This is a genomic window from Paraburkholderia pallida (genome assembly GCF_004524855.1).
GTDB classification, from domain to species: Bacteria; Pseudomonadota; Gammaproteobacteria; order Burkholderiales; family Burkholderiaceae; genus Paraburkholderia; species Paraburkholderia oxyphila.
On record NZ_CP038149.1, the window covers coordinates 64537 to 82595 of the forward strand.

Annotated in this window: 14 protein-coding genes and 1 tRNA gene; 12 read left to right on the forward strand and 3 right to left on the reverse strand. The window is 63.3% G+C overall.

Annotation, left to right across the window (positions count from 1 at the left end; genetic code table 11):
• The first annotated feature begins 10 nt into the window (after positions 1–10).
• From dnaG to E1956_RS15680, 3 genes are all read left to right on the forward strand, one after another.
• On the forward strand, positions 11–1909 hold the full coding sequence (gene dnaG, locus E1956_RS15670; RefSeq protein ID WP_134750776.1) for a DNA primase: 1899 nt from the start codon (positions 11–13) through the stop codon (positions 1907–1909).
• A gap of 175 nt (positions 1910–2084) precedes the next feature.
• Positions 2085–4493 (forward strand): RNA polymerase sigma factor RpoD, encoded by a 2409-nt coding sequence (gene rpoD, locus E1956_RS15675; RefSeq protein ID WP_134750778.1) that lies wholly within the window; start codon positions 2085–2087, stop codon positions 4491–4493.
• 184 nt (positions 4494–4677) lie between these two features.
• A tRNA-Ile gene (locus E1956_RS15680) sits at positions 4678–4765 on the forward strand.
• A 632-nt stretch (positions 4766–5397) separates the two neighbouring features.
• On the opposite strand, the gene E1956_RS15685 is transcribed toward E1956_RS15680, so the two are convergent.
• Entirely contained in the window at positions 5398–6711 is a 1314-nt protein-coding gene (locus tag E1956_RS15685; protein ID WP_134750781.1) for an MFS transporter, read from the reverse strand.
• A gap of 149 nt (positions 6712–6860) precedes the next feature.
• Here E1956_RS15685 and E1956_RS15690 point away from each other — a divergent pair, with 149 nt between their 5' ends.
• On the forward strand, positions 6861–7505 hold the full coding sequence (locus E1956_RS15690) for a PadR family transcriptional regulator (RefSeq protein WP_134750783.1): 645 nt from the start codon (positions 6861–6863) through the stop codon (positions 7503–7505).
• Positions 7506–7551: 46 nt separating this feature from the next.
• Here E1956_RS15690 and E1956_RS15695 read toward each other — a convergent pair whose 3' ends face one another.
• Positions 7552–9195 (reverse strand): FAD-dependent monooxygenase, encoded by a 1644-nt coding sequence (locus E1956_RS15695; protein WP_134750785.1) that lies wholly within the window; start codon positions 9193–9195, stop codon positions 7552–7554.
• 227 nt (positions 9196–9422) lie between these two features.
• Between E1956_RS15695 and E1956_RS15700 the strand changes: the two genes are divergently transcribed.
• The 6 genes from E1956_RS15700 (at position 9423) to E1956_RS15725 (ending at position 15183) form a co-directional block, all read left to right on the forward strand.
• The gene (locus E1956_RS15700) at positions 9423–10079 is read left to right on the forward strand and encodes a VOC family protein (RefSeq protein ID WP_134750787.1); all 657 of its coding nucleotides are present in this window, start codon (positions 9423–9425) and stop codon (positions 10077–10079) included.
• Positions 10076–10531: a nuclear transport factor 2 family protein gene (locus E1956_RS15705; protein WP_134750789.1), complete on the forward strand. Its 456-nt coding sequence runs from the start codon at positions 10076–10078 to the stop codon at positions 10529–10531. The genes E1956_RS15700 and E1956_RS15705 overlap by 4 nt, the downstream gene beginning before the upstream one ends.
• A complete protein-coding gene (locus tag E1956_RS15710) occupies positions 10528–11385 on the forward strand; it encodes a fumarylacetoacetate hydrolase family protein (RefSeq protein WP_134750791.1) in 858 nt (285 codons plus the stop codon). The genes E1956_RS15705 and E1956_RS15710 overlap by 4 nt, the downstream gene beginning before the upstream one ends.
• An 80-nt stretch (positions 11386–11465) precedes the next feature.
• On the forward strand, positions 11466–12566 hold the full coding sequence (locus tag E1956_RS15715) for a porin (protein ID WP_134750793.1): 1101 nt from the start codon (positions 11466–11468) through the stop codon (positions 12564–12566).
• 321 nt (positions 12567–12887) lie between these two features.
• The gene (ilvB, locus tag E1956_RS15720; RefSeq protein ID WP_134754458.1) at positions 12888–14588 is read left to right on the forward strand and encodes a biosynthetic-type acetolactate synthase large subunit; all 1701 of its coding nucleotides are present in this window, start codon (positions 12888–12890) and stop codon (positions 14586–14588) included.
• Positions 14589–14712: 124 nt separating this feature from the next.
• Positions 14713–15183 carry an Lrp/AsnC family transcriptional regulator gene (locus E1956_RS15725; RefSeq protein WP_134750795.1) on the forward strand — a complete coding sequence of 157 codons (471 nt, stop codon included), beginning with the start codon at positions 14713–14715 and terminating at the stop codon, positions 15181–15183.
• Here the strand turns inward: E1956_RS15725 and E1956_RS15730 are convergent.
• Positions 15180–15875 (reverse strand): TetR/AcrR family transcriptional regulator, encoded by a 696-nt coding sequence (locus E1956_RS15730; protein ID WP_197732876.1) that lies wholly within the window; start codon positions 15873–15875, stop codon positions 15180–15182. The genes E1956_RS15725 and E1956_RS15730 overlap by 4 nt on opposite strands.
• A 377-nt stretch (positions 15876–16252) precedes the next feature.
• Between E1956_RS15730 and E1956_RS15735 the strand changes: the two genes are divergently transcribed.
• Positions 16253–17509: an acyl-CoA dehydrogenase family protein gene (locus E1956_RS15735; protein WP_197732877.1), complete on the forward strand. Its 1257-nt coding sequence runs from the start codon at positions 16253–16255 to the stop codon at positions 17507–17509.
• Between the two features lie 2 nt (positions 17510–17511).
• Positions 17512–18054: a flavin reductase family protein gene (locus E1956_RS15740; protein ID WP_232071640.1), complete on the forward strand. Its 543-nt coding sequence runs from the start codon at positions 17512–17514 to the stop codon at positions 18052–18054.
• The last annotated feature ends 5 nt before the right edge of the window (positions 18055–18059 follow it).

Consider the following 18059-nt stretch of genomic DNA (forward strand, 5'->3'; position numbering starts at 1 on the left):
CCGAGCCCTGATGATTCCGCATTCGTTCCTGCAGGATCTGCTCAACCGCGTCGATATCGTCGACGTGGTGGGGCGCTACGTGCAGCTCAAGAAGGGCGGCGCGAATTTCATGGGCCTTTGCCCGTTTCACAACGAAAAGAGCCCTTCCTTTACCGTTAGTCCAACGAAGCAGTTCTATCACTGCTTCGGCTGTGGCGCGCATGGCACCGCCATCGGCTTCCTGATGGAGCACGCGGGCCTCACGTTTCCCGAGGCCGTCAACGAACTCGCGCAGTCGGTCGGCCTCGCCGTGCCCCAGGAACCGTCGCCGATGCGCGGCGGCGCCTATGGCGGCAGTGGCGGCGGCGCGGGCGCCGGCTCCGGCGGCTACGCGCCAGGCGTCTCGAAGGCCGTCTCCAACGCGCTTTCGGACCTCATGCAGACGGCTTGCGACTACTACCGCAAGCAGTTGCGCAGCGCGCCGATTGCCATCCAGTATCTGAAAAAACGCGGCCTCACGGGCGAAGTCGCGGCCCGGTTCGGCCTCGGCTACGCGCCCGATGGATGGCAGAACCTCGAATCCGCGTTTACCGATTATCGCGACGACGCGCTGGTCGAAGCCGGCCTCGTTATCGTCAGCGAAAAGCAGGACGCGCAGGGACAGGCGCGCCGCTACGACCGCTTCCGCGACCGCGTGATGTTCCCCATCCGCAACGTGAAGGGTCAGGTGATCGGCTTTGGCGGGCGCGTGCTCGACGGCGGCGAGCCCAAGTATTTGAATTCCCCGGAAACGCCGCTATTTAACAAGGGTAGCGAACTGTACGGGCTGTTCGAGGCGCGTCTGGCGATTCGCGAGCAGCACTACGTGCTGGTGGTCGAAGGGTATATGGACGTGGTCGCGCTCGCGCAGCTCGGATTCCAGAACGCGGTGGCAACGCTGGGCACCGCGTGCACGCCCATCCACGTGCAGAAGCTGATGCGTCAGACCGATACGGTGATCTTCAGTTTCGACGGCGATGCGGCGGGCCGCCGGGCAGCGCGGCGCGCGCTCGACGCCTGCCTGCCGCACGCGGCGGATAATCGGACGATCCGCTTCCTGTTCCTGCCCTCGGAGCACGACCCGGACAGCTACGTGCGCGAGTATGGCACCGAGGCGTTCAAGGAGCAGGTCGACCGGGCCATGCCGCTTTCGCAGTTCATGTTGAACGAAGTCCTGGTGGGCAAGGAGCTGGACCAGCCGGAAGGGCGCGCCCGTGCGCTGTTCGATGCCAAGCCGCTGTTGCAGGCGCTGCCGGCGAACGCGCTGCGAGCGCAGATCATGCACATGTTCGCCGACCGCCTCGACGTGCCGTTCGAGGAGGTCGCGGCGCTCTGCGAGGTCGACGCCCGTATTGCCCAGGCCGCGCGTCAGGCGCCCGCGCGCAAGGACCGGCACCTCGTGACCGGGATCGAGCGCAAGGCGCTGCGCAACCTGGTGATGCACCCGCGCATCGTGGCGCAGCTCGACGAAGAGGCCGAACAGGCGCTCATCACGCTCACGCGGCACGGCGAACTGTTCGAGGAAGTGACCACGCACGCGCGTGCGCTGGGCGACGCAGCCGAGTTTCAGCTCCTTTCGGACCTGTTGCGAAACGGTGCGAACGCCCCCACCTTCGAGGAGATTTTTCGCGAAATTCTGGACTATGATGAAAACGTTCGGGATTTGCTGATGAAAAATCCAGAAGATGGCGCTGTGCTGGAGGAGCGCCGCGAGCAGGAGCGGCTCGTGGGCGAGGAATTGGCGGCGGCAATCCTGAAGATGCGCTTCGACGCCTGCAGCGAGCGGTTGGACGTGCTTTCGCGGCAGTCGCGTCATACGCCCGAGGAGCTGGCCGAATATGTGAAACTGAATCAGACGCGAGCTGACATGAAACGCCAGCTCGGGCTGTAGGGTAGGAGCGTGCGCGGGCGATTATTACCGTGCGTGCTATAATAAAAGGTTTTCAGCGGTTTGTTTTTGTTGTTTGTTTTTGTTTTTTCCGGGCGGGCAGCTCAAGTATCACTCGGAGGTCATTCGCCGGGCGGTACCGGGAAGCTGTCCAGTTTCCAGCAAGGGCGGAATGGCAATGGCAAAGACTACAGGCGGAAAAAAGGCGACAGGCAAAGGCTCGACGGAGCCGACCAGCAAGGTCACGAAGGCCCAGGACGTCCCACCCGCCAGTTCCCGCCGCGAGGCGGTAACCGCCAGTCATGAAGTCCCCGCAGTCCGGAAGAAAGCCATGGCTGCTTCGGCCGCGCGAGCGGCGCCAACACGCGCGGCGAAAGCCGCGACTCACCCGGCAACGAAGCGGTCCGGTGGTCCGAGTAGTGCAAGGCAAGTGCCTGCCGTTGCGGACGATGCGGCAGAGCGCGAGGCTCCAGTATCCACGGTTCAAGAGGCTGACGTCCAGCAGCCGCGAGTCGAGACTACAGCCGGTACGGCGAACTCCATGACGAAAAAGCTGAATGAAGTGTCCGTCGATGACGACGCAAACCAGAGCGAAGAGAGCACGCCCACCGCGGGCAAGGGTGAGAAGACCACCCGTGCGCGCGACCGGCGAGCGAAGGAAAAGGCGCTGCTGAAAGACGCATTCGCGTCATCGCAGCCCGGGACCGTCGAGGAACTCGAAGAGCGCCGCAACAAGCTGCGCGCGCTCATCAAGCTTGGCAAGGAGCGCGGCTACCTAACCTACGCGGAAATCAACGATCACCTGCCGGACAACTTCACCGAGACCGAGGCGATCGAAGGCATTATCGGCACGTTCAATGACATGGGCGTGGCCGTCTACGAGCAGGCGCCCGATGCCGAAACGCTGCTCCTGAACGACAACGCGCCCAACGCTTCTTCGGACGACGAAGTAGAAGAGGAAGCGGAAGTCGCGCTCTCCACCGTCGACTCCGAATTCGGCCGCACGACCGACCCCGTGCGCATGTACATGCGCGAAATGGGCACGGTCGAGCTCCTCACGCGCGAAGGCGAAATCGAAATCGCCAAGCGTATCGAAGACGGCCTCATGCATATGGTCATGGCGATCTCCGCTTGCCCGACCACCATCGCCGACATCCTCTCGATGGCCGAGCGCGTGGCGAACGACGAGAGCCGCGTGGACGAGCTCGTCGACGGCCTGATCGATCCGAACGCCGAGGACACCGACGGCTTCAATGCGAAGGAAGCCGAAGAGATCGAGAACGAGGTGGAAGAGGAAGAGGAGGAAGAGGGCGAAGAGGAGGAGGAAGAGGACGACGGCGCGGCCCAGGCGACGGCCAACGCGGCGCAGCTCGAAGCCCTCAAGCGTGCCTCGCTCGAAAAGTTCGCGCTCATCAGCGAGTGGTTCGACAAGATGCGCCGCGCGTTCGAGAAGGAAGGCTACAAGTCGAAGTCCTACCTGAAGGCCCAGGAAACGATCCAGACCGAGCTGATGTCGATCCGCTTCACGGCGCGTACCGTCGAGCGCCTGTGCGACACGTTGCGCGCGCAAGTGGACGAAGTGCGCCAGGTCGAACGCCAGATTCTGCACACGGTCGTGGACAAGTGCGGCATGCCGCGCTCGGAGTTCATCGCGCGCTTCCCGGGCAACGAAACCGACCTCGAATGGTCCGACAAGATCGTTGCCGAGAATCACGGCTATAGCGGGATTCTTTCGCGCAACATCCCGGCGATCCGCGAGCAGCAGCAGCGCCTGCTGGACCTGCAGGCGCGCGTGGTGCTGCCGCTGAAGGACCTGAAGGAAACCAACCGCCAGATGGCGGCGGGCGAACTGAAGGCGCGCCAGGCCAAGCGCGAGATGACCGAGGCGAACCTGCGTCTCGTGATCTCGATTGCGAAGAAGTACACGAATCGCGGTCTGCAGTTCCTCGACCTCATTCAGGAAGGCAACATTGGCCTGATGAAGGCGGTGGACAAGTTCGAATATCGTCGCGGCTACAAGTTCTCGACCTACGCGACGTGGTGGATCCGCCAGGCCATCACGCGCTCGATCGCGGACCAGGCACGCACGATTCGCATTCCGGTTCACATGATCGAGACGATCAACAAGATGAACCGCATCTCGCGGCAGATTCTGCAGGAGACGGGCCTCGAGCCGGATCCGGCCACGCTTGCCGAGAAGATGGAAATGCCGGAGGACAAGATCCGCAAGATCATGAAGATCGCGAAGGAGCCGATCTCCATGGAAACGCCGATCGGCGACGACGACGATTCGCATCTGGGCGACTTCATCGAGGACAACAACACCGTTGCGCCAGCGGACGCCGCGCTGCATGCCTCGATGCGCGATGTGGTGAAGGACGTGCTCGACTCGCTCACGCCGCGCGAGGCGAAGGTGCTGCGCATGCGTTTCGGTATCGAGATGAGCACGGATCACACGCTCGAGGAAGTGGGCAAGCAGTTCGACGTCACGCGCGAGCGGATTCGCCAGATCGAAGCGAAGGCGCTGCGCAAGCTGCGTCACCCGAGCCGCTCGGACAAGCTCAAGTCGTTCCTCGAAGGGAACTGATGTTAGGTTGAGATGGGAACGAGACGCAGGTAACGACGTATCTATGGCGCTTAATTTGCGTTCAGTTGCGTGCTTCGGATAGGCAGGCTGGTGCGGTTCGTGTAGTATGTCGGCCTGCCGTCGAAAAGCCCGGCCTCTGTGTAGACCGGGCTTTTTTGTTGACTTCCCCTCGTTGTAGCTTCGTGGGCCGGACGCCGTGTTGGTTGCAGGCAGCGGACTCATAATCCGCCGGAGAAATCCCGTCGTCGGTTCGAACCCGACCCGGCCCACCATTCAAAGCATTCCAGCGAGTGCCTGGATGTTCTTCCGTTTTTCTCACCCTCAGTCCAGATTGGATAGGGGCGCCGGTCTTCCCGGACGTCCCCGGGTAGCCGCTTCATTCCCTTGACTGCCACCGATTCGTGGGGGGTAGTTTTTGGGGTAGATCGCAGGCTATGAAGCGAGATACCCCAGTGTCCCCACCAAGAACGCAATCCGCAAAGCCAAGTCAGGCACGAAGTCTGTCGCGCGGTGATGATGGGGCAGGCAGAAATTGAAAAGTAATCCGAAGTATGTGTGCAGCCGATCGCAATGGCGGCCGCGTTACGACGGGAGCCGTATAGATTTGCCCGCTGCGGGAAGATAATCAAACTTATCGTAATAGCCGGGATTTGCCGCCCTCGCGAGATGACAGCGCCAACTGAAGGTCTACCCACCTCGCGCACGACCGGTATCTGTGGCCGAGCTCGATCAGATCGACGGCAGCGAACACCACTGGTTCGAGGACCGTACAGCAGCCTGCACACTGCTGGTGTGCGTCGATGGCGCAATCAATTGCTCGATGCATCTGCATTTGGCGGCCGAAACCTTCATCGGAAGCTCGACGTCATCCTCAGGGAAGCACAGACCGGTGCGGTATCGCTCCTTACAGATCGCGCCCCGTACGCTCCAACGAAAGTCTGGAACGGCCACCAGGCGTGCCGCCGCCGTGCATATATTTAAAGGCACATCTACTCAGCATGAGCGTCAGGCACGCGGCACATGCGCCAGCAATGGCCGAGCCCAGGAGCGCGGCGGGGTAGCCGCCATGGCCGTTCAGCGCCACCGCGAAGAGCGTCGGCCCAGCGGACGTGCCAAGCAGGAAGACGACCATTAGCACGCCGTAGATCGAGCCAAAGTGTCGTACACCGAAGATACGGGACGCGATGAAAGCAAGGATGTCCGCTTCGGCGCCGAGACCGATTCCGAGCAGGACCGCCGCCACGACGGGCGCGTCCGCTGTTGCGTGCACCAATAGCAGGCAGCCGGCGGCGGAGGCCGCGAAGACTGCGAAGCCGACAATTGGCGCGAAGACGTAGTCGAGCGCTACGCCAATGAAGAGCCGCGACACGATGCTCGCAATGCCCAGCACACTGGCGAGCGAGGCGGCGGCCTGGGGAGATGCACCGTGCGCTGCCAGCATGGCGGGCAGATGAACGGTTGCGCCTGTGACTTCGGCAGCGATCACGAACGCGACGACGGCCAGCAGCCAGAACGAGCCTGTTGCCATCGCCGCGCTCAGCGTAACGCCCTCGCTCGGCGGTGCATGGTCTGCGCCATCGTGAGCGGAATTGCGCACCGGGTCGCGGATCAGCGCGACGACTAGTGCGCCGAGTGCGAGCACCATGCCCCCGAGCGCCATATAGGTCTGACGCCACGAAACTGCGGCGAGCAAATGGCCAACGACGGCGGGCCAGACGGTCACACCGAGGCCGGAGAACGCGAGCGCGATACCGAGCGCGGTTCCGCGCCCACGATCGAACCAGCGCGAAACGAGGAAGGAATAGGGCAGCGGCGTTTGTCCCGCGCCGAGCAGCGTGGCGAGCGCGAGGCACCATGAGAAGCCGCGCGCGCTGCCGGGCAGCGCGCCGAGCGCGATGATGCCGAGCCCGAACCCGCCGATCGAAACCAGGGCGAATTTGCGGGCGCCGTGGCGGTCGAGCAGATAGCCGATCGCGGGCTGCGATAGCGCGGTGATCAGCATCGCCGGGCCGATTGCCGAAGCGAGCGACAGGGCCGACCAGCCCGTTTGCGCCGAGATGGGCTGAATGAAGATCCCATAAGTGAACAGGACGACCGGGCCCAGGTTGAGGAACATGCCGAGTCCGCCGCCGAGAATGATCCTCGCGGCCAGAATGGCGCCGCGTCCCTGGGGGCTCTCCTCAATCCTTGCGGGGGCCGACACGTGAATGCTTTCCATCTTCGTCTCCTTTTCCGCGGGCTTTCGTGGCCCGCTGATATGAATAGTCGCTCAATGTCGTCCGGTGCGAGCGTCCGGCCGGTCGCGGGGGCGCGAGTCGTATAATCCCCACTTCACAGCGTCAGACCGCACCAGCGAATCCAATTCCTATGCCACGCAAAGCAAGCCAGTCCACTGGCGCGACCGAAGCCGGGGTCGATGCCGCCAACAAGAAGATTCCTGTCATTGGCTACGCCTTGCTTGGCCGGCTCGCACATCACGATCAAACGGGCTACGACCTCTCCTTGCTGATGGGGCCGCCGAAAAACTACAACTGGGAGGCGAGCCATAGCCAGATCTATCCGGTGCTCGGTGCGCTGGCCGAAGCGGGCTACGTGACGTTCTCCCATGCCGCCGAGCGCAACAAGAAGGTCTACAGCCTCACGGACGCCGGCCGCGAGGCGCTGCGCGCCTGGGTGGCGGAGGCGCCCACGCCCAGCCCCACGCGCAACGAATTCAACCTGAAGGTCTTCTCGCTCTGGCTGCTGCCTCCGGAAGAGGCCGTCGACGTCATCACAAAGCAGATCGCGCTGGTCGAAAGAGAAATCGCCGACATCGACGCCCATCTCGCCGACGCCCAGCGGCGTTACGATGTGCAATTTCCCGTAGGCGCGGATCATCACGTGTTCGGCTTGTATTCCAGCGTCATGTTCACGCGTGAAAGCCGGGTCTTCACGCTTCAGTGGTATCGCTGGATGCTCGACGAATACGAGAAGATTCCCCCCTCACGCAAAGGCGCACGTCGGCAGCCCTGAATTCGATGCCGTCGTCCTGCACGGCATCGCTGCACTCAGGCCTCGTTCAGGCCGCCTTCAGTTCCGCTTGCTGCTTGAGCGTTCGCCGGCCGCAAATGCGCTCGAGCAGATCCATCGGGTTTTCCGGCAGTTCGTCGCCGCGCCACGCCACGTGGCCGTCGGGGCGCACGAGCACGTGCTTGCGCTCGTAGAGCCGCACGACGTCAGGCGCGGTGATGCGCAACGTGGCGAACGGAACGTCACGGGCATTGAAGGCATCGGCGAATGTGCGCGCCGTTGATTCGTATTCCGTAGTAACGAGCACGAATGCGCGGCCGAACGCATCCAGCGTGGAAACACCGGGGGCGAGCCAGGCGTGCGGTGCGCGGGCGCCGGGCCAGGTCGTCGGCGTGTAGACGTGCGGATCGTCGGGCGGCGGCTCGGAGCCGTCGGGCACGCAGATCGGCGAGCCGGCGTAGCAGTAGCCTAGCTGAATGCCCTGGGTCGTGAACTCCTGCTTGCGGTGCCGATGGATTTCGCCTTCCATCGCGCGGCGCGCGGCTTCGCCCTCGGGGGTGTCCGCGTCGAGCAGCGGCGAGCCTTCGATGCGCGAATCGCGGTCGTAGTTGCGTGCCGCTTCCCCGGTGTTGCGCAACGCAATCGGGCGGCGCTCGATCCCGTAGCTCTCGAGCAAGCCGTCGCCGCCCCAGCCCGCGAGGTGGGCCGCGATCTTCCAGCCGAGATCGATCGCATCGCCGATTCCGGTGTTCGCGCCGAAGCCGCCCTTCGGCCAGCGCAGGTGCGCTGCGTCGCCGACGAGAAACACGCGCGCGGCGCCGTACTGTCGGGCGACGACGCGATGCCCCGACCACGGCTGCGCGCGGAGGATGTCGAACCCGATGTTCTCGCCGATCGCGCGGCGAATCATGTCCGCGGGATCGGGTGACTGGTCTGCCTGGCAGTACTCCGAAATGCGCCAGAGTTCCGAGCCGTCCACCGTCGTCAGATACGTGCGTTGCGGCGTGAGCGTATGGATCTGAAAGAACGTGCTGCCGAACTGACGCGCGAGATGGGCCTTCAGTCCGGGCGAGCGGAAATAGGCGGCGAAATTGTGCCCCTGCGCGAAATCACCTTCGTAATCAATCTCGAGCGCCTTGCGGACCGCGCTGCGCGCGCCGTCGCACGCGGCCAGATAGCCCGCCTTCACGCGCTCGACGCGACCAGTACGCAGATCGGCCAACTCGACGCTCACACCGTCGCTGTCGTGCGCAACCAGCGTGGCGCGTACGCCATAGCGCAGGTCCGCGCCGCGCTCGAGCGCGGCATCGCGCAGCGTGGGATCGAACAGTCGCTTGGGACAGACCGTGGGACCCTCCGGAGAAAGATGCCCGAACGCCATGGGCATGTCGCGGTTCGCATGGCCGTCGAACGACGCGAGCAGCTTGCCGTGCAGGGACGTGGCGAAGGCGACGTTGAACGGGTAGTGGTCCGGAAAGCCGCGATGATGGCGAACCCGGTCGGCAATGCCCCAGCGGCGCAGATGCTCCATTGTGCGGGAAAAGATGGCCTCTCCGGCCGGAAAGGTCACGTCCCCGTCCCCTTCGTCCACGAGAACGTATTCGACCCCGCGCCAACTGAGCTCATTGGCGAGCGCGAGGCCAACGGGACCGCCGCCGACGATGATTACGGGGACTTCCGTCTTGCTGTTCATTGAAGCATTTCTCCTGATCCTGCCTTTGAAACGGCAAAAAGCGGGGCCCTTTTCCAGGCTCGTTTTCGCCAACCCTCATACCCGTCAAGACATGTACGGTATGACATGTAAGTTTTGACATGTATAAATCGATACGTTATCGTGAGCCATCGGTGATTTCACCAACATCGGGCGGTTCGGCAAGTCTGTAACGTTCGGGTCTCTCGTCACGAAAGGAGCTTGTGCAAATGCAACCCGTCACTTCTCTCTCCGGACGCCTTTCGGCGCTCAAGGAGCAGACGCTCACCATGCCGCCCGTCAAGATTTCCGAGGTGGTCCTGCAAACGTCGAACTACGAGCCGATGCGCGAGTGGTACGAGGCCGTGCTCGGCACGCCGTGGAGTATCGTCAATACGCCCAGGGGACCGGCGAAGCAGCGTCTGGGCGACGGTGGCAAGCAGGTGCACGCGAGCGACGTGCGCTGCTCGTTCATGTTCCTCGACCGCACGCTACCCTATGGACAGATGTTCGCGATCTTCGAGATTCCTTCGGTGGGCGCGCAGCCGACCATCGACCCCGGGCTCAATCACATGCAGTTCAAGCATGTCGGGCTGGCGGCGCTGATCGAGCGGGTGCGGTTGCTTCGCGACGCGGACATCCATCCGCACCGTTGCGCCAATCACGGTCCCATCACGAGCTTCTACTTTCGGGACCCGGACCAGAATGTGGTCGAGCTGTGCAGCAACAATTACGACACGGAGGAATCGTTCTTCGGCTATTTCCAGTCGGCGGCGTTCAAGGCGAACCCGTCCGGCATCGACATCGACCGTGATGCATTCCTCGCGCGCTTCGACAACGGCGAGCCGCTTTCGGAGTTGATCAGGATTCCGGAGCAGAAGGCATGAGACCGTTCGAAGAGGACGACGTGGAGTCCATGCGGGCGCGGCGTGCGTGCGAAGAGGCCGTGCTCGCCTTCGTGCGGGCCTTCGACGATGGCAGGCCCGACGCCATGCTGTTGCATTTCGCGCCGGACGGCGTATGGGAACGCGCGGACGGCACCGTGGCCGGGCACGACGGCATCGTGCAGATGATGCAGCGCCGCTCGCAGGCGATGCGCGTAAGACATGTCATCACGAACATGATCGCGACGCTGCACGGCGCCGACGAGGCGAGCGTGAAGTCGTACGTCACGGTCTATCGCCACGACGAGGCGGTGCCGGACGGCAAGCCCGCGCCTCTGCGCGGCCCGGCGCTCGTCGGCGAGTACACGGACGAGCTCAGGCGTATCGACGGGCGCTGGCGCATTGGTCGCAAGCAGGTGCAGGCATGGTTCAAGGCGATGGAGGAAAACAAATGAAGTTTGCTTCGGTGGTGTTCAAGGGTAAGCCGACGTTCGGCGCGGTGGTCGACGGCCAGTTCTTCGATCTGGGAGGCGGCCGGCTGGACGACGGCTGCCGCGATCTGGCGGATCTGTTTGCGATGGGCCTCGTCGAGCGCGCCCGCAAGCTTGTCGAGCGCGCCACGCCCGACGCGCCGGCCGGCGAGCTGGTCTGGCTGCCGGTCAATCCGCGCACGGACGCGCGTCTTTTCGCGCTGGGCTGGGCCTATCGCGATCATCAACTGGAAACGGGCAAGGAAGCGCCCGAGCATCCGGTGTTCTTCTCGAAGCTGCCGCAGTCGCTGGTCGGGCATGAACAGTCCATCGTCAAGCCGGCGGTCTCCGACATGTTCGATTACGAAGGCGAAATCGTCATCGTTATCGGCAAGCCGGGGCGCCATATCGCGCAGGACGCGGCGATGGAGCACGTCGCCGGCTACACGCTGCTGATGGACGGCTCGGTGCGCGACTGGCAGAAGCACAGCATCACGGCGGGCAAGAACTTCGACGCGAGCAGCTCGACGGGACCGTGGATCGTCACGGCGGACGAGATTGGGGAGCCGGCGAAGGCGCTTCATTTGACCACTCGCCTGAACGGCGAGGTCATGCAGAGCGCGCCGTTCGAGCAGAACGTGTGGTCGGTGCCTTTTCTGGTGCACTACATCTCGACGTTCTGCGAGTTGCGCGCGGGCGACGCGATTTCGACCGGGACCCCGGGCGGCGTGGGCGCGAAGCGCAACCCGCCCCGCTTCATGAAGGCTGGCGACGTGGTGGAGGTCGAGGTGAGCGGGATCGGCGTGCTGCGCAATGCGGTCGTGGGCGAGCGGGCATGATGCGATGAGGCGTTGACCTGGCAGAGGGCGGCAAAAGTATCGTCCTCGCCGGATGAGAGTCATTGTGAGGAGATCGGGTCATGAATATTCAGCACTGCAAATATATTGCCGTTGCGGCGGGTAGTATGAGTTGCGCAATGCCGGCGCTCGCGCAAAGCAGCGTTACGCTGTTCGGCATGATGGATTCGGGCATCACCTACGTCAGCAACCAGGGCGGCCACTCTACCCTGAAGATGGACGATGGCGTCAATGGACCCAACCTTTGGGGCATGTCGGGAACCGAAGACCTGGGCGGCGGCACGCATGCGTTCTTTCGCCTCGTGAGTCAGTTCGAGCTGGACAATGGTGGATTCATGCCCAACAAGAGCCTCTTTAGCCGGACCTCGGTACTGGGCTTGAGCAACCCGGTAGCCGGCAAGCTTACGCTCGGCAATCAGTACGACTTCATGACCGACGCGCTCTTCGCGGGCGGCGAAGACCCGGCCGAACTTTCCGGCCACTTCTATGATTTTCGCGCCGGACCGTTCCAGAAGCTCGGGCTGCCCGCCAATCCGACCGGCGCGTTCGACTGGGACCGCATGGCCGGGGAGACCGCGAGCAACGCGCTCAAGTACGAAACGCCCGTGGTGGGCGGGTTCAGCGCGGGTGCGATGTATGGTTTCGGCAACGTCGCAGGCTCGATCGGCACCGGCAACGGCACGAGCTTTGCACTGAACTATGCGGGGCACGCCTTCGGCTTCAATGCCGCGTACACGAACCTGAAATACCCGCTCGCAGGCGGTCCCGACGTCAGTGTGCGCAACTGGGGCGTGGGCGCGCATTACGGTCTTGAAAACTGGATCGCCAACGCGCTCTTCACCACCGTCCACAACTCGCTCAACGGCGGCACGGTGTACGAGGGTTCAGTCGGCGCGCACTACAACTTCACGCCTGCGTTGAGCGCCGGCGCGTCGTACATGTACATGAAAGGCAACGATGTCGTCGACAACAATCACGCGCACCAACTGGCGGTGAGCGTCGACTATGCCCTGTCGAAGCGGACCAGTGTGTACGTGCTCGGTCTCTACCAGCGTGCGAGCGCGGGCGGCCTCGCGCAACTGAACGGCATGAACACGCCGGATGGCGCGTCCTCCGGCGCGACCCAGGCGGTGGCCCGAATTGGCCTGCATACGCACTTCTGAAGCGCATCACCGCGCCGCAGCTATGGCCGGCTCAAAAGGCGCGCACGGCACGAACTCTCGTTGGACGGCGATTGCGCAGTGCGCTTGTGCTGCGAAGCCCGCTGGCCGGCCCTCAATTCGACATCATCTGCTTCATGGAACCCAATATGATCGACTTATCCTGCAGGGCGCCCGTATGAGCGCCGCCGGTTCAGGGAAACGATCTTGCAATAATCCTGTTTGTCGGAGAAGAAAGTGAAAATTGCTGCCCCGGAAATTGCCCAGGTTGCCACGACGGAATCCACTCACGCCGCACGAGCGAAGATCGTTTCCGGCGCCGGGATGGTCGTGTCCGCGTTGCGCATGGAAGGCATCGACACGGTATGGGGATATCCGGGCGGCGCGGTCCTGCCCATCTACGACGCGCTGCTCTCGGCGCCGTCGATCACCAACATTCTCGTGCGGCACGAGCAGGCGGCCGTGCACGCGGCGGACGGCTACGCTCGCGCGACGGGCAAGGTTGGCGTGGCGCTCGTGACCTCGGGGCCGGGTGTAACCAATGCCGTGACGGGCATCGCCACGGCCTATTTCGACTCGATTCCGATTGTCGTGATCTGCGCCAACGTGCCGACGGACGCCATTGGCAAGGACGCCTTTCAGGAGTGCGACGCGGTTGGCCTGACGCGCTCGATTGTGAAGCACAATTTTCTCGTCGTGCAGGTCGATCAAGTGGCCACGACGCTCAAGAAGGCGTTTCATATCGCCGCTACAGGCCGGCCGGGGCCCGTCGTGGTCGACATTCCCAAGGACGTTCTGCTGGCGCGCGGGCCGTTTGCGTATCCGCACACGGTCGAACTGCGCTCGTACCGGCCTCGCACCGAAGGCCATGCCGGCCAGATTCAGCGCGCCGCCGACGCGTTGCGCCGTGCACAGCGGCCCTGCATTCTCGTTGGAGGCGGCACCATTGCCTCGGGCGCCGGCGATGAGATCGCCAGCCTCGCGCGGCGCGTCGATGCACCGGTCGCGAGCACGCTGATGGGGCTGGGCGCGTTTGCCGGCACGCACCGCCAGAGCGTCGGGATGCCCGGCATGCACGGGACCTACGAGGCCAACCTCGCCATGCAGAACAGTGACGTGCTGATTGCGCTCGGCGCACGCTTTGATGATCGGGTGATCGGCAATCCTGACGACTTCTGCAGGGCAGATAAAACAATCATCCAGATCGATATCGATCCGGCGACCATCGACAAGCGCGTGCGTGTGGGCGTGCCGATCGTCGGAGACGTCAAGGCGGTCTTGCGCGCCTTGCTGGCGTTGCTTCCGGAAGAACCCGGGGAGGTGCTGTCGCGCCGTGCATGGTGGCGCGATATCGAAACGTGGCGCGCTCGCGCATGTCTCGCCTACGCGCGCGACGAGAAGGTCATCAAACCGCAGTTCGTGCTCGAAAAGCTGTGGGAGGTGACGCACGGCGACGCATTCGTCTGCTCCGATGTCGGGCAGCATCAGATGTGGACGGCGCAGCGTTACACGTTCGACAAGCCCCGGCGCTGGATCAACTCGGGCGGGCTGGGAACGATGGGGGTCGGGCTTCCCTATGCGATGGGCGTAAAGCGGGCGTTTCCCGAGGCCGATGTGGTAACGGTGACCGGTGACGGCTCGATCCAGATGTGCATTCAGGAGCTTTCGACCTGCAAGCAGTACGGGCTGGACGTGAAGATCGTCTCGCTCAACAACGGCTATCTCGGCATGGTGAAGCAGTTGCAGCACGTCCATTATGGGGACCGCTATTCGAACTCGTACATGGACGCATTGCCCGATTTTGCGGCGCTCGCGCGTGCCTACGGCCACGTCGGTTTGCGCGTCGAGCAGCCAGGCGAGGTCGAGGCGGCGCTGCGGGAGGCGCTCGCCATGAAGGGCCGTACGGTGTTTCTCGACGTGATTGTCGATCCTTCGGAGAACGTTTGGCCGATGGTTCGCGCGGGCTCGGGCCTGACCGACATGTTGTTCACGTCGGCCGATCTGCAAGGCGATGCCACGCTGTGAGCCGCGCAGTGAGCTGCGTAGTGAGCCGTGGATGGGCAGCCCTCTACACGCTACACTCCTGGACGTCGTGGCTGCGAGGCCGACGGTTTCGCTATCCTGTCCGATCGACTCTCCAGGATCCGCAATGGTACAACTCGACGCAATCGACATACGAATCCTCAACGAACTGCAGCAGGACGCGCGCCTGACGAACGTCGAACTGGCGGTGCGCGTGAACCTTTCCGCATCGCCTTGCCTCGCGAGAGTGCGGGCGATGGAGCGCGCGGGATTGATCAGGCAGCGCGTGACGCTCCTTGCGCCGGAAATGTTCGGACTGAATGTGAATGTCTTCATTCACATATCGCTCGAAAACCAGCGGCGCGAAGGGTTGGACGAGTTCGAGCGCGCCGTGGTTGCCATACCCGGTGTAATGGAGTGCTATCTGATGACGGGTGACGCGGATTACCTGCTGCGGGTGCTGGTGCGTGACACCCAGGCGCTCGAGCGGCTCATTGTGGACGAGCTCACGCGCATCCCCAATGTGAAAAGCATCCGTTCGAGCTTTGCGCTCAAGCAGGTGATGTATTCGACGGCGATTCCTCTGCAAGGCCGCTAGCTCGCCTTGGCCGCGCCGGTTTGCGTCGCGGCGTAGCCGAGGAAGAGTTGGCCTTCCTTCGAATTCATGTTGAGCGCCCAAAGCGGCTTGCTGACGTCGAGGCGTCCGGACGCCCAGTCCTTGAGATAGGAGAGGGAGAATCCGACGCCCTCGTCGCAGAGTTTGTGCGTGCATCCGAGGGCCGCCAATGCCATGCGCGTATAGGCGTTCATGTAGGCGTTGGGATCGGCCACGCCCTGCCGGATCGACTGGATGGCCTGGGACGTTGCGCCCATCAGGAAGTCGGTGGCGGCCGAGACGTCGTCGAAGTGAAACTGCCCGGCGCGCCTGCCGTTTTCCAGGTCGGCGCCCATGTATTTCGCGAGCAGCGTATGGTGGGGCCACGCGTCGGGAAGCGCCATGAATCCGGCCCATTTACGGTCGAGCAGGGCGCGAACGAGAAAGACCCGGAAACCGACCGACGCCCTTTGCCACGGCTGCTGCAGGATGTCGTAGACCGGCAGGATGTCCGTGATCATCTGGTTGCTGAATTCCTGGCCGATCGCCGCGAGCACCTGTTCGAGGGAATCGAAGTAATTATAGAAAGTCCCCCGCGAAACCCTGGCTTCGCGGATGACATCGTCGATCACAGGGGCGGGCCCAACGCGGTCGGCGAACACACGCGTGGCCGCATCGATCAGCTTGGTACGCATTAGCAGACGCTTTTTTTCGGCAACTATCGAGCGGTGGTCCATCGGTTCCTTCTCATCGGGCGATTCGTATTTGTAGTATATGACGAATTGTCAGAATGACAATGCAGTCCTATAGAAAACCCTGGGGAAGACCAATAATTCTTGCGACATGTCGTGGCGAATTCTACTATTTGTCTCAAATAAGAAATGACATTATCGTCATTCTTAAGAGTGGAAGGCATGCGCCAACTTCTCCTTTCCGGCCGGGCGGGGTTGCACGGGCACGCGGGCTCGTGCTTTTCCCAATATCGGTTTCCGGCGCGCACCTGAGCGCAGGTTGACTCGCAATCAACGCCATCTCCCGATACCGGGTCAATGGCATGTTTAGGATGACTAAGATGAACATGATGAAAACAAGCGAATACGTTACCCACAACGAACCGGCTCTTGCGCAATGGCCAGTTCAGCAGCCGGTGAAGAGTGGCCCCTCCCTGCAGGAGCTCGTGCGCCGCGCCACCGGGCTTCAGCCGCTGCTCATGAAGAACGCCGCGGAAGCCGAGCGCAATCGGCGGGCGAGCGAGGAAAGCATTGAAGCGATCGCCAGTGCGGGGCTATTTCGTTTGATGGTCCCCAGGCGCTATGGCGGCTACGAAGGCACGCTGCGCGCTCACCTCGAAGTATCGGCAGCGCTGGGCGAGGCGTGTGGCGGCACCGCGTGGGTCGTCGCGCTCACCAACGTGTGTGCCTGGATTACATCGCTTTACCCGCAGCAGGCCCAGGACGAGGTTTGGGGCGCCAATCCCGACGCACGCGTCGCCGGCGTATTTACGCCCTCCACGCAATCGCGCCGCGTCGAGGGTGGCCTCGTGGTCTCGGGCAAATGGTATTTTTCGTCGGGGTCGCTCCATGCGGACTGGGCGTCGATTGGCGTGATCGAGCACGACGAGAACGGCGCGTTCAAGAAGCAGTATCTCGCGCTCGTGCCGATGTCGGAGCTTTCGATCGAGGACACGTGGTTCACGGCGGGCATGCGCGCATCCGGGAGCAACTGCATCGTCGGCAATGAAGTGTTCGTGCCGGACCATCGGCTGCTCGACATGATGGCGGCCATCGATCGGCGCTATCCGACCGAGTGCAAGGACGAGGCAAGCTACCGCGCGTCGTTCGTGCCGTTCGCAGCTCTGATCCTGACCGGCCCGCAACTGGGTCTCGGACGCGCGGCGCTGAAATTCGTTATCGAGAAGGCGCCCCAGCGGGCGATCACCTATACCTCGTACGAAAAGCAGACGGACTCGACGGTATTCCAGACCCAGGTTGCCGAAGCCGCGATCAAGGTCGATAACGCGCATCTGCGTGCGTTCCGGGCCGCGGACGAGATCGACGCGGCAGCCCTGCGAGACGAGCAGCTCGACGACGTGACGCGCGCGCGCGCCCGTGCCGATACGGGGATGGTGACCACCTATATCACGGAGGCGCTCAATACGCTGCTGTGGGCGCATGGCGCCGGCGGCTTCGCGGAATCGAGCCCGCTGCAGCGCTGGTGGCGCGACTCGAACACCGCGGCGCGTCACGCAGTGGGATTGCCGGCGATTGGGCTGGAGTTGTACGGCAAGGCGCTGCTCGGCGTCGAGAACAACATCACGCCGCTGGTCTGATCATGAACGCCATCAGCCAGCCAGCTGCTTCCCCGGTCATCGACGCCAGGGCGCTTCGCGCCACCATGGGCATGTTCGCGACAGGCGTGACGGTCGTCACTTACCGGATGGAGGGGGAGCCCGCGGGCATGACGGCGAATGCCTTCATGTCCGTCTCGCTCGAACCGCCGCTCGTGCTGGTCTCGGTGCGGGCGAGCTCGCGCTTTAACCAGTGGGTGAGCAAGGGAGTGCGCTACGGCATCAACTTCCTTGCCGAAGACCAGCGGGCGCTCAGCGCCCATTTCGGCGGCAGGCCGCAGGCCGATCTTGCGTTGCCCTTCTGCGGGCACGACGGCACGCCCTTGCTCGACGGCAGCCTCGTGCAGCTCGTTGCGAGGACCGTGGACGTCCATCCGGCCGGAGATCACCTGCTGTATATCGGCGAACTCGAATATATCCGCTACGGCACGCAACGCCGTCCACTGGTTTTCTATAGCGGCAAGTACCAGCAGATGCACGCACATACGCCGATGCTGACCGCAGGCGGCTGCGTCGAGGGCTGGTAGGGCTG